This window comes from Thiohalorhabdus sp. Cl-TMA, from assembly GCF_041821045.1.
Classification (GTDB): Bacteria; Pseudomonadota; Gammaproteobacteria; order Thiohalorhabdales; family Thiohalorhabdaceae; genus Thiohalorhabdus; species Thiohalorhabdus methylotropha.
Map to the genome: position 1 here is coordinate 153,169 of NZ_JBGUAW010000010.1, position 14,528 is coordinate 167,696.

Consider the following 14,528-nt stretch of genomic DNA (forward strand, 5'->3'; position numbering starts at 1 on the left):
CACATTTGTCAGGGCGACTCAATTGGTCCAAAGAGGCCTCCCCAAAAGGGGTTACCCCATGTACATGCCGCCATTCACATGGAGCGTGGACCCGGTGACATAGGCCCCTCCGGGCCCCGCCAGAAAAGCAACGGATTCGGCCACCTCGGAGGGTTCCCCGAGCCGCCCCAGGGGGATCTGCTGCAACAGGGCCTCCCGTTGCTCCTCGGGCAGCTCGCGGGTCATATCGGTCTCGATGAACCCGGGAGCCACCGCGTTGACGGTGATGCCGCGCGGGCCGAGCTCCCGGGCGGTGGATTTGGTCATCCCCAGAATGCCCGCTTTGGCGGCGGAATAGTTCACCTGCCCCGCGTTCCCCATGGCGGCCACCACCGACGCGATATTGATGATGCGCCCACCCTTGGCCTTCATCATGGGGCGCGTGACAGCCCGGGTCAGCCGGAAAACGGAGGAAAGGTTGGTATCGATGACATCCTGCCAATCCTCGTCCTTCATCCGCATGAGCAGGCCGTCCCGGGTGATGCCTGCGTTGTTCACCAGGATGCCCGGATTGCCCAGATCCTCCTGCACGGCTTTGATGAACGGCTCGATGGCTTCGGTATCCGTGACGTCGAGGGCATAGCCCTTGGCCTTGGCGCCCGCGTCCCCCAAGGCCTGCTCGGCCTTCTGGGCACCGGACTCGGAGGTGGCCGTGACCGCGACCGCTGCGCCGAGCTCACCCAGCCGCAGCGCGATGGCGTGCCCGATGCCCCGGCTGGCACCGGTAACGATGGCGATTTGCCCGTTCAGCATTACGCGTTCCCTTCTTGGGCCTGCTCCAGGGCCTGGTTGAGGCTTTCTTCATCGATTACCGGCAAGCAGGGCATGCGCCGGTCGATGCGTTTGTTGAGACCGCACAGAACCTTGCCCGGCCCCATTTCCAGGACCCGGCCGACGCCGTTGTCCCGCATCTGCTCGATGGCGGCCGTCCAGCGTACGGGGCTCGCCAGCTGGCGTACCAGCGCGTCCCGGATGGCCTCCGGATCCTCGCTGGGGGTCGCATCCACATTGTTGATCACGGGGACGGACGGTGAGCGCAGATCGACCTCCCGGAGACGCTCCGCCAGCCGTTCGGCGGCGGGCTCCATTAGGGGGCAATGGGAGGGGATGGAGACGGGAAGCTCCACGGCCCGCTTGGCTCCGGCTGCGCCGGCACTCTCCATCACCGCCGCCACCGCCTCGGCCGCTCCCGCTATAACGATCTGGCCCGGGGCGTTGAAGTTCACGGGCCGCACCACCTGGCCGGACCGACGCTCCTCGGCGGTGCAGAGCTCCTCCACCGTGGGATCGTCGAGACCGAGCAAGGCGGCCATCTTCCCGGTTCCGGCGGGAACTGCCTCCTGCATGAAACGGGCGCGGTCGGCGACCAGTTTCACGGCCTCGCCGAAGTCCAAGCTGCTGGCGGCTACCAAAGCCGTATATTCCCCCAGGCTGTGCCCCGCCATGAACCGGGGGTTGGCACCCCCTTGGGCGTTCCACAGCCGGTGCGCGGCCACACCCGCCGCCAGCATGGCCGGCTGTGTGACTTCGGTCTTATTCAGTTCGTCCTCGGGGCCCGTCCCGATCAGCTTGGCCAGATCACGGCCCAAGGCCTCGGAGGCCTCTTCCAGGGTCCGGGTCACGACACCATCCGTGTCGGGGTAAGCGTCGAGCATGCCAACGCTCTGGGATCCCTGCCCGGGGAAAATAAATGCGAAATCGCTCATGGGTTGGCTGTTCCCCCTCTTGGTGTCCGGTATGCCTACCAGCGCAGCAGCGCGGAGCCCCAGGTAAAGCCGCCGCCGAAGGCCTCCAGAAGCACCAGGTCACCGGGACGTATCCGGTCCTGCCGGACTCCTTCATCCAGGGCCAACGGGACCGACGCCGCGGAAGTATTGCCGTGCCGATCCACTGTCACCACCACCCGGTCCATGGGCAGGGCGAGCTTCTTGGCGGTGGCCTGGATAATGCGAATGTTGGCCTGATGGGGAACCAGCCAGTCCACCTCGCCCTTGTCCAGACCATTCGCCTCCAGGGTCTCTTCCACCACCTGGCCGAGGGTGTTCACGGCTACCCGGAACACCTCGTTGCCCTTCATGTGGATGGTGCTCTCGGGGTCCTCGCGGTCCCATCCGGTGGACACCCCGCGGGGAACATTGAGGAGGGCTTCCTGGGCACCGTCCGCATGCAGGTGGGTGGAAAGGATTCCCTGCTGATCGGAGTCGTCCGCTTCCAGCACCACGGCCCCCGCGCCGTCGCCGAACAGCACGCAGGTCCCGCGGTCCTCCCAGTTCACGATCCGGGACAGGGTCTCGGCACCCACCACCAGGGCGCAGCGCGCCGAGCCACTGCGAAGGAACTTGTCCGCCGTGGCGAGGGCGTAGACGAATCCGGTGCAGACGGCCTGCACGTCGAAGGCCGGCGGTCCGACGATTCCGAGGCGGCCCTGCAGGAGGCAGGCGGTGCTGGGAAAAACCTGGTCGGGCGTGGTGGTGGCGACGATGATCAGGTCCACATCGGTGGGGGTGCGCCCGGCGGCCTCCATAGCCCGCCGGGCGGCATGCTCGGCCAGATCCACGGTGGACTGCTCTTCGGCAGCGATGCGCCGCTCTTTAATGCCGGTGCGCGCGGTGATCCAGTCGTCGCTCGTATCCACCAGGGCTTCCAGGTCCTGATTGGTCAGGACCTTTTCCGGGAGATAGCTCCCGGTCCCCGTAATCCGCCCGCGCCCCATGCCTGCTCTCTCCCCGCCCTTATTCCGCCACTTCCAGCATCTGCTGGATTTCGTGGGTGATTCGCCGATTCACGCTATGCCGCGCCTCCGAAGCGGCCACCTCGATGGCACGGGAGAAGGCGTAGCTGTCGGCACTTCCGTGGCTCTTCACCACGATGCCGTTCAGTCCCAGCAGCATGGCCCCGTTGTATTCCCGGTGGTCCGCCTTCCGCTTGAAATCCTTCAGCACCCGGCCGGCCATGAACGCGGCCAGCTTGGAGGCCCAGGAGGCGGAGAAGGCCTGCCGCAGGAAGTGCCCGAGCAGCTCCGCGGTGCCCTCGGAAGTCTTCAAGGCCACATTGCCGACAAAGCCGTCGGCCACCACCACATCCGCCTTGCCGGTGAAGATGTCCCGGCCTTCCACGTTGCCGATATAGTTCATCTCGCTGTCGCGCAGCAGCTGACCGGCCACCTTCACCACGTCGTTGCCCTTGATGTTCTCCTCGCCGATATTGAGCAGCCCGATGGTGGGCTCCTCGACGCCGTAGACCGCACGGGCGGCCACTTCACCCATGACGGCGAATTGGAACAGGTGGTCCGAGTTGCAGTCCACGTTGGCCCCCAGATCCAGCATGAGGACCCGACTGTCCCGGGTTGGCAAAAAGGTGGCGATGGCCGGGCGATCGATGCCGGGCAGGGTTTTCAGGATCAGGCGGGAGATGGCCATCAGCGCGCCGGTGTTTCCAGCGCTCACGAAGCCATCCACTTCCGCCTCCTTCACCAGGTTGGCGCCGACGTGAATGGAGGAGTCCCGCTTGTTCCGCAGGGCCTGGGAAACATCGTCCTCGGAGGAGACCACCTGGCTGGCCGGGCGCACCGAAACGCGCTCCTCGTTTTCCAGTCCGTGCTCCCGGAGCGCGCCTTGGATGGAATCCTCCACACCCACCAGAACCAGCTCCAGGTCGGCGTGGTCCCGAAGGGCGGACAACGCCGCCGGGACTACCACCGAGGGGCCGTAGTCTCCGCCCATTGCATCCAGAGCTATGCGCATTGAGATCCCGGTGCGGTGCTCAGCGCGGCTGGTTCCGGTGAGGATGGCTGCTTAACGGTACGCAAGGCGGCGCGTCAGTCTTCTTCAGCGACAGCCAGGACTTGGCGCTCTCGATAAGAGCCGCAGCTCTCGCATACATGGTGCGGCCGCTTGCGCTCGCCGCATTCCGGGCAAGTGCTCAGGCTTCGCGGCGAGATGGCGTGGTGCGCGCGGCGCTGATCGCGGCGGGCTTTCGAGGTCTTTTTCTTCGGTACGGCCATTTCTGCTCTCCCAAACGTTGGTTCCCGGCCCGCAGCAAGCGGCGGACAAGGACCGCCCTGCGGCGGCGTGGGCGTTCATTTGTCCTTCTTGAGCTGCGCCAATACATCGAAGGGGCTCTCCCGCGGGGCCGGAGAGCAGGCGCATTCTGCCTCGTTCCGATTCGTTCCGCAAACCGGACATATCCCTTTGCAAGCTTCCGCGCAACGGGGACTTATGGGCAGCTCAAGAAGCCACTCGTCCTCCAAGGCCTCCACAAGGTCGAAATACCCTTCCGGGGCCTCGATCTGCTCGTCGGAATGATCGATGACCCAGACCTCGCCCTTCTGGGTCGGATCCCTGTACAGGTCCTGCTCGGGATTGGGGTCGATGCTCAGGTTCAGGGTCGCTGCCAGCGGACACCGGAACGGCGTCCGGCAGGACTCGCACTCCAGCTCCACAGCCCCCCGAACATTCCCGTGCAGGAGGTAAGCGTCGTTATTCGGCTTCAGACGCAGATCCACCTCCACGCCCTCCCCCATGCCGACCACGGCGTCCGCGAGCCGGGTCAGGCGACGGGCGGGTATAAGGCCCTGAAACAGCAGCCCCTCCGGTGGAACCTGCGCCAACCGGATGATGGATTCCCGAAGTTCACGCATAAGCGGCTAATTATATCCTTCTGCCGGCCATGATTCCAAATCGGTGCAGCCCAAATGGGCCAGGACTTCGCCAAAACTATCCGCCCAGGCGTGCGGACTCAACGCACCCAAACGTTCCGTGTCATGCACCCCATAGGTGACCGCCATAGCGGATATCCCGGCGCGATGCGCCATCTCCATATCGAAGGCGGTATCCCCCACGAGCACGGCCTGCTCGGGGCGGGCCCCGGTGGATTCCAGGAGCTCGTGGATCATGCGGGGATCGGGCTTGGAACAGGTCTCGTCGGCGCAGCGGGTGGCCGCGAAGAACCCTTCCAAGCGCCATTCGCGGAGCATGCGGTCGAGCCCCTGCCGGGATTTTCCGGTGGCCACAGCCAGACTGCGTCCCTGGCGGACCAGCCATTGCAGACCCTGTTCCGCGCCTGGGAAGAACGGCATGTCCGTGGCCCCGTACGACTTGAAGCGCCGACCATAGGTTTCCCGCAGCAGGTCGTGCGTTCGGGCATCGGCATCCGGCACAAGCGCCGAAATGGCCTCCCGGAGCCCCAGGCCGATGACCTGCTGGAGCTCCCGGTCCGGCAGCACCGGCAGCCCCACTTCCTCCAGGCTCGCCCGCATGGTGTCGACGATCACTTGCCGGCTATCCACGAGGGTCCCGTCCCAATCGAAGATCACCAGCTCCGTTTCCTGAAGCGCGGGCAGGGCATCGCCGGCAGCGTTCGGGTATTTGTTTTTCGTAAATTTTTCAGTCATCTGCTTTGTTTCGGTTCGTGCTTTGCCTCAAGGGTGCTGCTCCCCTCCCCTTCAAGCGGGAAGCCGCTCCAGGAGGGTCTTCAGGGCGTCAGGCAGCGGGGCCCGCACATGCAAGGATTCTCCGCTGACCGGATGGGGTATCGTGATCTCGGCGCTATGCAGGAATATTGAATCAAGGCCCAACCCCTTCAGTAGACGGTTCGCTTCCCGGTCGCCGTACAAGGGATCCCCCGCAATGGGGTGTCCCCAATGGCTTGCATGAGCGCGTATCTGGTGGGTACGCCCCGTTTTGGGCTCCGCCCGGAACAGGGTGTACCCGACAAACGGGCGAAGTGCCACGAACCGGGTTATCGCTTCCTGGCCTTGCCCCGGATCCACCATCATGGGGCGCTGTCCGCCCCGCTCCGGTCCGCGGCGCAAGGGGGCATCTACCGTGTACTCCCCCTGCTCCCACCGGCCCAGCATCAGGGACAGATACACCTTGGCGACCCGGTTCTCCCTGAACGCTGCCTGCAGATTCCGGGTCGCCCTGCCGTTCTTTCCGACTACCAGACAGCCAGAAGTTCCGCGGTCGAGCCGATGGGCCAGCCCCCATTCCACTCCGGGTCTGGCGGCGGCCAACGCCTCGATCACTCCGTAGGGAGTGCCGCTGCCGGCGTGGACGGCAATCCCCGAAGGCTTATCGAGAACCGCGAGCTCGTCATCCTCGTACAGAAAGCGCCCCACCAGGGACTTCCGGACCCCTTCCGGCACCTTGCCCGGCGCAGAGGATGTCCGGGTCTCGGCCGGCGGGATACGCACTTGGTCCCCCATCTTCAGGCGATCCGCAGGGCGGCAGCGCTTGCCGTTTATGCGCACCTCTCCCTTGCGCAGCATTCGGTAGACCCGGGCCCTCGGAACCCCTTTCAGCTGTGCCATGAGGAAATTGTCCACCCGCTGACCGTCCTGGCCCTCGGAAATTTCCTCCCACCGGGCCCCTGATCTTTTGTCCGGTTGTTGGGGTTTTCCCGAATCCCTGTCCCTGCTCATGAATTACGGAATGTCCTTTGCTGTCCGGATTTGGGCCCCAGATGCCGCCAATTGAAAAAATGCGGGCGTTCGGTTACTATGAACTCGGCCTATTTTTGCGGGTTTTTCGGGGTTTTAGCCCCCGTTGCGCATACCGAATACAATCGGCCTTCGAGGCTCGGAGCCCCCTGAAAACGCTTTTGCTCGCTGACAAATCGGCGAGCTGCCTTCCGGCCCATAGCGCAGGACAAGCCCGCACCAAAAGTAGCAGCGGACCCGGGGAGCACATCTCCCCTCCGCTTCCTAATTCCAGCGCCGCCGATGCGCATCGACGGCCGCGACGTCATATGCCCCAACGGGTGTAGGAGCCAACTACCCAAAATGAAACGGATGCTGATCAATGCCACCAACCCGGAAGAGCTTCGGGTGGCGGTGGTGGACGGCCAGAAGCTTCTCAACCTGGATATCGAGAACGCCGCCCAGCAGCAGAAAAAGGGGAACATCTACAAGGGCCGTATAACCCGGATCGAGGCCAGCCTCCAGGCCGCCTTTGTGGAATACGGCGGTGACCGCCAGGGTTTTCTCCCCATCAAGGAAGTAGCGCGGGAATATTATCCCCGCGACGAGCAGGGCAAAACCCCCTCCCCCCGGAAAATCCGGATCCAGGATGTCCTCTCCGAGGGCCAGGAGCTAATCGTCCAGGTTGACAAGGAGGAGCGCGGCACCAAAGGCGCCGCGCTTACCACCCTGCCGAGCCTGGCGGGCCGCTTCCTGGTCCTGATGCCCAACAACCCCCGCGCCGGCGGAGTCTCTCGCCGGATCGAGGGCGAGGACCGCAAGGAGATGCGCGACGCCCTCAACACCCTCGAGATTCCGGACGGGATGGGCGTCATCATTCGGACCGCCGGCATCGGCAAGAGCTCCGAGCAGCTCCAGCGGGACCTGAACCACCTTCTGCAGCTTTGGCATTCCATTGTTGAACAGTCGGAAAAGAATCCCGCTCCGGTCCTGATCTACCAGGAAGGAAACACCGTAATCCGGGCGCTGCGGGACAATTTCGAAGAGGATATCGGCGAGATCCTGGTGGACGACCAGGACGTGGTGCAGACTGCCCGGGACTTCATGCAGGCCATCATGCCGGAGTGCGTGAACCGGGTTAAGCCGTACAAGGATTCCATTCCCCTGTTCTCGCGCTTCCAGATCGAGCACCAGATCGACACGGCCTACAGCCGGGAGGTCCCGCTGGAGGGCGGCGGATCGCTGGTGATCGACCCCACCGAGGCCCTGGTCTCCATCGACATCAACTCGGCGCGGGCCACCAAGGGTGCGGACCTGGAAGAAACCGCCCTCCAGACCAACCTGGAGGCGGCCGAAGAGATTCCACGGCAGCTGCGCCTGCGCGATGTCGGCGGCCTGATCGTCATCGACTTCATCGACATGAAGCGCAAGCGCAATATCCAATCCGTGGAGGACAAGCTCCGCCAATCGGTGAAGGCGGACCGGGCGCGCATCAAGGTGGGCAAGATCTCCCGCTTCGGGCTCATGGAGATGTCCCGCCAACGGTTGCGGCCTTCCCTGGGCGAGGCCACCCACACCGCGTGCCCCCGGTGCAGCGGCCAGGGCCGAATCCGTACCACCGAATCGTCGGCCCTGCACATTTTGCGGGTTCTCGAAGAGGAAACGCTCAAGGAGAACACGGCCTACATCGACACCCGGGTTCCGGTGGAGGTGGGCTCCTACCTGCTCAATGAGAAGCGGGGTGCCCTCGCACAGCTGGAGGAGCGGTACCAGGTCCGGATCACAATCATCCCGGATCCCAACATGGTCACTCCGGATTACGCCATGGAACGGGGTCGGGCCAAAGACTCGGAAACCAAGGGGGGCCGGGCGCTCAGCTATCAGCAGATCCCCAGGCCCGAGCCTGCGGCAAGTCCCCGGAGTGAGGAGGAGCCCGCGCCCGCCGAGGAAAAGGCGCCCCTCTCCCCCACCGCGGTGGCACCGCCCTCCGTGGCGGAGGAAAGCACGGCTTCCGTCGAGGAGCCGCAAGAGCAAGAGAAGGCGCAAGCCGACACTTCCGCGAAGCCAAGCTTCTTGAAGCGAATCCTCAAGGCCCTCTTCGGCGAACATGCCACCGAAGAGGCCTCGGGTCCCGAGCCCCAGAAAGAAGCCCCAAGTACTCAGGAGCCGGAGCCGGCTCCCGCCAAAGCCAAACAGTCCGATGCCAGTCAGACCCAGTCCACCGGTGGTGGCCAGGAAGGCAAGGGCGACGGGCAAAAGGGCCGCCAGACCCAGAAAGGCGGGGGCCGCAAAGGCGGCAACGGCCAGAAATCCGCCCAGGAGGGCAAATCTTCCTCCGGCGGAAGGAAGCAGCGGGATGGCCGCAAGGCCAACGGGGGCAAGAAGGCCCCCCAAGGGGCCCCGCAAGCCGCCTCCTCGAAGGATTCGGGTACCGAGAAAGCCGCCAAGAACGCCGGCGATTCCGGCGGCGCCAAGGGTGGGCGAGGAGGTTCCCAGGGCAAGCCAGGCCAACCGGGGAAAAAGGGCTCCGGACAAAAAGGTGGAAAGCAGCAGCCGGAACGGCCTGTCACGGAGCGGGTAACGCCCCCCAAGCCCTCCACGGAGGATATCCGGGTGCCCGCGCACACGGCCGATTTTTTCGAGGAAGCCGAATCGGGCTCCAATGAGGAGCATGCCTCTGGGGAGCACCGGGAATCGTCGGAAAATTCCGGCTGATCGGAAACGGCTGGCTTAAGCTATGAAAAGCCCGGGTGATACCCGGGCTTTTCAATGCCCTTTTCGTTGCTATCGGTCGGGAGACCCTCCGCGGGAGTCCTCTTAGAAATCATAGGCCCCGAATTCTTGATCCAGGGCATCCAGCTTCTGGTGTCCTTTGCTCGTGAGGCGGAGTCCGAAAGAAGTGGGTGCCAGGAGCCCCTTGCCTAGGAGCTCAGCCTGCTTTTCCTTGATCGAGCCCCTGTCCAGCCCCAGATGATCTCCCAGGAATTCATAGACTTCCCCGTTCCAGGCCGCCTGAGCATGGGCGCTAAGCACGATATGGTCATCCATGGTTCCCCCGGCTGCCGGGTAGCCCGTTCTGTCTTGCAACTAAAGCAACCCTGTGGAAGCCGTTTGTCTTTAATACATTTGGCCTCCATACGCCGCCCGGGTTCCATTTAAAATAATTTGTCGTCGCCAGGTGACATGGAACAGGCGTGCCCCATGTGAACTTTCGCGCTTTCGGATAGGGATGCGTCTATTCTCTCGGCGAAGGGAATTCGCTTTCCGGGGGCTCCCGATCCTCGAGGAGATGCGTAACCTGGAACGGCAGGAGGACGGAACCGGCCAATCGGGGACCGTGGGGGTGTGCTCCTTCTGAAAAGTTTCCATATCCTCGGCGATTCTGCGCGCTTCCTCGACTTTCTCCCGGCTTGCGCCCAGGAACGCCGCATGGTCCGCCCACTCGCGAATGGTCTTGGGCGCGGTAATACGCAGGACTTCTTTTACGCCCGCCAGGAGTGGCGATTCGGTGCCTCAAACGGGGTCAATGAGCCTCTGATCGGGATTCGCATCGAGCGGGCACCGCCCTTGTTGCCCCATGGGACGGGGAAGCGCCCTGACAGCCCAACCCTCTCCGCCAGCGCTTTCCCTTTCTACTTATACAGCCCTTGTCACATCCTGCCGGATTGGGGAGGTCCCCACCGACGCGCACCCCCATAGAGAATGGGTTCTCCAGGTCGGGAAGCGGCCGAATTGGCGGGTCAATTCGGTGCGGGCCATTTCCGGTTTTGGGATGGGAAATTCCCGTATCTCTCCCAAACCGATTGCCCAAGGCAGGTCCCTATCCGACTACTATAGGATGTAAGGCATTTTATCCTGGTTCCTGGACGCCATGGCCAGGGCGCAGCAGCTCCCCGGGGCAGATTCGGAGGGAGGCCGATGCAAGCTGCACCGGCCATGGAGCCCATGATCGCATACCAGGCCTTCACCGGAGGAAAGGGGTGAAGGTTTGACAGGGGAGCCGTATTTCGCTAAATTTTCAGATCTCGCTTCCCCGGTAGCTCAGTTGGTAGAGCAGGTGACTGTTAATCACCCTGTCGCTGGTTCGAGTCCGGCCCGGGGAGCCACCCAGGCATACTATAAACCGCCCCCTCGGGGCGGTTTTTTTGTGTCGGGGCATCGGCCCGAGGCACTACCTTGCCCCCCGCATCCGGAAAGCTCCTCTTCCCCCGAGATCACTTTCCCCGGTCAGCGGCTTGCGGTACCGGCCATTCGGTTCGCGCCATGGCGTCCGGACAGCTCAGGGGCACCACGGCGGGCTCCTCAGTTGGTTGTCTGCCGCGGGGGACGCCCGGTCTTTACGCGCTCCAGGCTTTCGAACGCCTCGCGGAATTTCCGTTCATTGGCCCAGCCCAAATGCTTGAGCGCCGCTCGTACCACCTCACTCCGGGTCGGTGTCCGCAGCCCCATGCCATCCGCCAGCTCTTGGATGTCGGCAATGAGCGCTTCGTCGCTGGTCGGCAGGGTGAATGTACAGCGCTGTACCCGACGTCCGCTGCCCCGCGTGCTGCTTTGTCCGACACTGCCCCCGCTCGCCGATTCGTTTTCGGTTTCCCTACGCATGCTGGATCCCTTATGGAATGAAAATTTCATAAATTTGTCTCCCCCGGCCCGGATGTCCCGGCCGTGTAGCCATTCTTTACAGTGGACATAATTGTTCATTCCTGTAAATGGGTTAAACCAGGTTCCGGGGAATGGAGGTATTCCAGTTCTTCGAAAATACCCGCGTGTCCTCCTCATAGGCATCCAGCTCGGCCCGGATATGGAAATTATCCGCGTCACAGGTCAAAACCGTCCGGGTGACGGTCTTGACCGCCCAATCCCCCCGCCGGAAGGCGCGGATGCAATAAGTCTCTCCCCGGGGAGAATGGAAATTGTCGTTCTCGAAGGAGTACCACTCGTTGGTGCGGCGCTGGACCTCGGTTTCCGTGGGCTCAATCCGGTAGGTGCCTTCGTCGTTGATCACCTCCAGCGTGGAAACATCCCCGGCCAGATCGCGGATAACCGTCCAGCGGTGGTCCTCCAGCTGGAGCATGGTCATGGGGGTGGATGGCCCCACCTCGGGCTCCTCGAAGCCCCGCAGTATCCCGTCCACTTCGCTTGCCGGCCGCACCGGCAGCAGGAAATAGGAGGTCCCGGCGTACACCGTGAGCTGGACGGGCTCGGGGGGCGGCCAGGCGAGCGGCCAGTACGAGGTGGAGATGGAAACGCGCAGGCGGTGTCCGGCCGGGAAAGACTGGGCGATATCGTTCAGCTGCAGCCGGACGCGGTACCGCTGACCCGGATCCAGGGGCTGGGGATGCTCGTGGCTCTCGCGGTGCGTAAGGTTGAGCAGGCCGTAGGTATTACGCGTGGCCTTGCCATCCGCAGCCACGTCCGATAAGCGCACGGCCACCATGGCAACGGGCTGATCCGAGACCAGATCCAGTTCCATGACCGGCGCCCCCAGGATCTCCAAATCCTCGCTCAGGGGCTCGGAATCGAAGATCAGCGCCCCGCCGTCCTCTTCCCGCTGATCATGGGGAAGGTCCGGGGGGGCGGTGTAGGAGCACCATTTGCCCGCGAACAGGCCCACCGACAGCGGAGACCGGATGGTCATGGGCTCTTCGGTGACCCGGGTGCCGGGCTCTTCCAGCTTCCGCGGGGCAAGGGGCATTCGGCGTGTCTCGATATTCGTCGAAGGCCAGCTCTCCTCACCCACCCACCGCCCGGGACGGAACTTGTACATGGTGGTAGGGGGTACGGAGTCCTGCATCCATACCCGCAGCATGGGCTCGTCCATGACGCCCGTATCCACGCCCTTTAGCCAATGATCCCACCAGCGCAGGGCCTCCTGCAGAAAGCCGATGGCCGGCCCCGGCTTGCCCAGGTGTGGATACTTATGGCTCCAAGGGCCGATCAGGCCTTTCCGGGGGACATCCAGGTTGGCCAGCATGCGGAAAACGGCGTTTGTGTAGCCGTCGGCCCAACCGCTGACCGCGTAGACCGGGCACCGGACACTCGAATAATCCTCGCATATGGACCCATGCTTCCAGTATTCGTCCCGGTTCTGGTGACGCAGCCATTTCTCCAGCCACAGCCCGGAGCCATCCAGCCGACGGAGCCACATATCCCGCCAGCGATCCCCGACTATGGCCGGATCCGGCGGACAGGAATTATAGGCGAACATGACTGATGCCCAGGAGAGGTTATCGCCCAGCAGGCAGCCCCCCATGTGGTGCACATCGTCGGCGTACCGGTCGTCGGTGGAGCAAACCGTGATGACGGCCTTGAGCTCGGGGGGCTGAAGGGCGGCCACCTGCAAGCCGTTGAAACCGCCCCAGGATATGCCGATCATGCCAACGTTGCCGTTACACCAGGATTGCCGAGCGAGCCAGCGGATGACCTCCGCGCCATCATCCAGCTCCTGCTGCAGGTACTCATCCGCAAGAATCCCGTCCGAATCCCCCGATCCTCGCAGGTCCACCCGGACCGAGGCGTATCCGTGCCCGGCGAAATAGGGATGGTTCTGGTCATCCCGCTCCCGGGTCATATCCCGCTTGCGGTAGGGAATATATTCCAGGATGGCCGGTACGGGCGCGGACTCGGCGCCCTCGGGCAGCCAGATCCGGGCAGCCAGCCGGGTACCATCGGACAACGGAATCCAGACGTTTTCCAGTTCCTGAACATGGCGCGGAAATTCGCGGACGGTCTTCATGTTGATCCTTCCCGACGCTATACAGATGGGTCCATTCCATCCTCATATTAATCCCGCAGCCAGAACTCGGCATCCGTTCGAGGGAGCTGGCGACCCGTTACCGCCCGTCCCGTAGCGGTCCTTCCGACGCGGGTCTTGCAATAGGGAGCGGTTCATGTCCTTTATGGAGCCCGTTTCCGCCCGCACTCATACGGAGGCCGATGTGCTTTTCCCGTTCACGACCCGACTACTGCCTCCCCTCGTACTCCTCTTGCTTCCGACCGCGGCGTTCTGCGGCTCCCCCGCCCTGCAGCTGAAAGGAACCTTCCAGCCGGGCGGGATGGTCCTGGGCAAAACCAGCCCCGGAACGACGGTCATTTTCCGGGGACAGCCTCTCCGCGTATCCGAAAACGGAGCCTTCCTTCTGGGGTTCGGTCGGGATGACCAAGGGGAAGCAGAACTGACCCTTGTCTCGGATTCCGGAGAAAAGCGCACCGAGGTCCTGCGCATCCCGCCTCGCGATTACCCGACCCAGCGCATTGAAGGACTGCCCGAACGGCTGGTCACCCCGCTTCCCCGGGACCTGGCGGACATCCTCCTGGATCGGATCATGGTCCGGGAGGCGCGCAGCCACGAATCAGCCCTTTCCGGGTTCCGCAGCGCGTTCCAATGGCCTGTGGACGGGCGGATTTCCTCGGTTTACGGCTCGCAGCGGATCTTGAACGGAGAGCCACGCCAGCCGCACTTGGGCGTGGATATCGCCGCCCCGGCCGGGACCACGGTCCGGGCGCCGGCCCCCGGTCGCGTACGCCTGATCGCTGAGGACCTGTTCTTCTCGGGCAAGACGCTGGTGGTGGACCACGGCCACGGCCTCAGCTCCTCCTATCTCCATCTCCGCGAGGTCATGGTGGAGGAAGGGACGTTACTGCGGCAGGGACAGCCCATGGCCAAAGTGGGATCCACTGGCCGGGTTACGGGTGCCCACCTGGACTGGCGCCTCACCCTGTTCGGATGCAGTCTGGACCCGGTCCTGGTGGCCGAGGGGAATCCCGATCGCTGATATGTCGTGGAAGTGGAATTCTGTTCTGTATGCGTATCCATGCGGATAGCATTGAAGCGGCCCGGTATTCCCCGGGCCGCTTTTTTGGTCCAGCCTGATGCGGAGGAGCCGCGATCCTGGCAGGGGGTGCGTGGTGCTACCTGCTTGGTTGCGCACCGGCATGTTTTGGGGGGCTACGGTAGTCGCCTGCACCTCTTTCGAAGGCGGCAAGACCTGGACTGGGGTGGACCCATTCCGTTGGACAGTCAGCAGGCCTTGAGAAGTAAACGGGCTTTGGGGGCTCCTCAGGCTTCGGT

General features: G+C 63.7%; 12 protein-coding genes, 1 tRNA gene and 1 pseudogene. 3 read left to right on the top strand and 11 right to left on the bottom strand.

Features of this window, described 5'->3' with window-relative positions; genetic code table 11:
- Nucleotides 1-51: 51 nt before the first annotated feature.
- From fabG to ACERLL_RS14865, 8 genes are all read right to left on the bottom strand, one after another.
- Nucleotides 52-792, bottom strand: a complete 741-nt coding sequence (gene fabG, locus ACERLL_RS14830) for a 3-oxoacyl-ACP reductase FabG (RefSeq protein WP_373656879.1) — start codon at nt 790-792, stop codon at nt 52-54.
- Complete coding sequence (gene fabD / locus ACERLL_RS14835) at nt 792-1,745, bottom strand: ACP S-malonyltransferase (protein WP_373656880.1); 954 nt, start codon at nt 1,743-1,745, stop codon at nt 792-794. Before fabD ends, fabG begins: the two co-directional genes overlap by 1 nt.
- Nucleotides 1,746-1,780: 35 nt before the next feature.
- Nucleotides 1,781-2,752, bottom strand: coding sequence for a beta-ketoacyl-ACP synthase III (locus ACERLL_RS14840; RefSeq protein ID WP_373656881.1), 972 nt, complete (start codon nt 2,750-2,752; stop codon nt 1,781-1,783).
- A 19-nt stretch (nt 2,753-2,771) separates the two neighbouring features.
- Entirely contained in the window at nt 2,772-3,788 is a 1,017-nt protein-coding gene (gene plsX / locus ACERLL_RS14845) for a phosphate acyltransferase PlsX (protein WP_373656895.1), read from the bottom strand.
- 68 nt (nt 3,789-3,856) lie between these two features.
- Nucleotides 3,857-4,042, bottom strand: a complete 186-nt coding sequence (gene rpmF / locus ACERLL_RS14850) for a 50S ribosomal protein L32 (RefSeq protein ID WP_373656882.1) — start codon at nt 4,040-4,042, stop codon at nt 3,857-3,859.
- Between the two features lie 75 nt (nt 4,043-4,117).
- A complete protein-coding gene (locus ACERLL_RS14855) occupies nt 4,118-4,678 on the bottom strand; it encodes a YceD family protein (RefSeq protein ID WP_373656883.1) in 561 nt (186 codons plus the stop codon).
- 6 nt (nt 4,679-4,684) lie between these two features.
- The gene (locus ACERLL_RS14860; protein WP_373656884.1) at nt 4,685-5,431 is read right to left on the bottom strand and encodes an HAD family hydrolase; all 747 of its coding nucleotides are present in this window, start codon (nt 5,429-5,431) and stop codon (nt 4,685-4,687) included.
- Nucleotides 5,432-5,482: 51 nt separating this feature from the next.
- Nucleotides 5,483-6,460, bottom strand: a complete 978-nt coding sequence (locus ACERLL_RS14865) for an RluA family pseudouridine synthase (RefSeq protein ID WP_373656885.1) — start codon at nt 6,458-6,460, stop codon at nt 5,483-5,485.
- A gap of 360 nt (nt 6,461-6,820) precedes the next feature.
- Between ACERLL_RS14865 and ACERLL_RS14870 the strand changes: the two are divergent.
- Nucleotides 6,821-8,440: pseudogene (locus tag ACERLL_RS14870) on the top strand (Rne/Rng family ribonuclease); the annotation flags it as partial.
- 834 nt (nt 8,441-9,274) lie between these two features.
- On the opposite strand, the gene ACERLL_RS14875 reads toward ACERLL_RS14870, so the two are convergent.
- Entirely contained in the window at nt 9,275-9,505 is a 231-nt protein-coding gene (locus tag ACERLL_RS14875; protein WP_373656887.1) for a hypothetical protein, read from the bottom strand.
- A gap of 982 nt (nt 9,506-10,487) precedes the next feature.
- Here ACERLL_RS14875 and ACERLL_RS14880 point away from each other — a divergent pair.
- Nucleotides 10,488-10,563 (top strand) — tRNA-Asn (locus tag ACERLL_RS14880).
- A gap of 196 nt (nt 10,564-10,759) precedes the next feature.
- Here the strand turns inward: ACERLL_RS14880 and ACERLL_RS14885 are convergent.
- A complete protein-coding gene (locus ACERLL_RS14885; protein WP_373656888.1) occupies nt 10,760-11,089 on the bottom strand; it encodes a hypothetical protein in 330 nt (109 codons plus the stop codon).
- An 82-nt stretch (nt 11,090-11,171) separates the two neighbouring features.
- Complete coding sequence (locus tag ACERLL_RS14890; RefSeq protein WP_373656889.1) at nt 11,172-13,193, bottom strand: CocE/NonD family hydrolase; 2,022 nt, start codon at nt 13,191-13,193, stop codon at nt 11,172-11,174.
- A gap of 154 nt (nt 13,194-13,347) precedes the next feature.
- Between ACERLL_RS14890 and ACERLL_RS14895 the strand changes: the two genes are divergently transcribed.
- A complete protein-coding gene (locus tag ACERLL_RS14895; RefSeq protein ID WP_373656890.1) occupies nt 13,348-14,232 on the top strand; it encodes a M23 family metallopeptidase in 885 nt (294 codons plus the stop codon).
- Nucleotides 14,233-14,528: the final 296 nt, after the last annotated feature.

Coding starts and splice junctions, on each gene's coding strand:
- fabD (WP_373656880.1), bottom strand. CDS start 1,745: ATGAGCGATTTCGCATTTATTTTCCCCGGGCAGGGATCCCAGAGCGTT.
- fabG (WP_373656879.1), bottom strand. CDS start 792: ATGCTGAACGGGCAAATCGCCATCGTTACCGGTGCCAGCCGGGGCATC.
- ACERLL_RS14875 (WP_373656887.1), bottom strand. CDS start 9,505: ATGGATGACCATATCGTGCTTAGCGCCCATGCTCAGGCGGCCTGGAAC.
- ACERLL_RS14890 (WP_373656889.1), bottom strand. CDS start 13,193: ATGAAGACCGTCCGCGAATTTCCGCGCCATGTTCAGGAACTGGAAAAC.
- ACERLL_RS14885 (WP_373656888.1), bottom strand. CDS start 11,089: ATGAAATTTTCATTCCATAAGGGATCCAGCATGCGTAGGGAAACCGAA.
- rpmF (WP_373656882.1), bottom strand. CDS start 4,042: ATGGCCGTACCGAAGAAAAAGACCTCGAAAGCCCGCCGCGATCAGCGC.
- ACERLL_RS14860 (WP_373656884.1), bottom strand. CDS start 5,431: ATGACTGAAAAATTTACGAAAAACAAATACCCGAACGCTGCCGGCGAT.
- ACERLL_RS14840 (WP_373656881.1), bottom strand. CDS start 2,752: ATGGGGCGCGGGCGGATTACGGGGACCGGGAGCTATCTCCCGGAAAAG.
- ACERLL_RS14865 (WP_373656885.1), bottom strand. CDS start 6,460: ATGAGCAGGGACAGGGATTCGGGAAAACCCCAACAACCGGACAAAAGA.
- ACERLL_RS14895 (WP_373656890.1), top strand. CDS start 13,348: ATGTCCTTTATGGAGCCCGTTTCCGCCCGCACTCATACGGAGGCCGAT.
- ACERLL_RS14855 (WP_373656883.1), bottom strand. CDS start 4,678: ATGCGTGAACTTCGGGAATCCATCATCCGGTTGGCGCAGGTTCCACCG.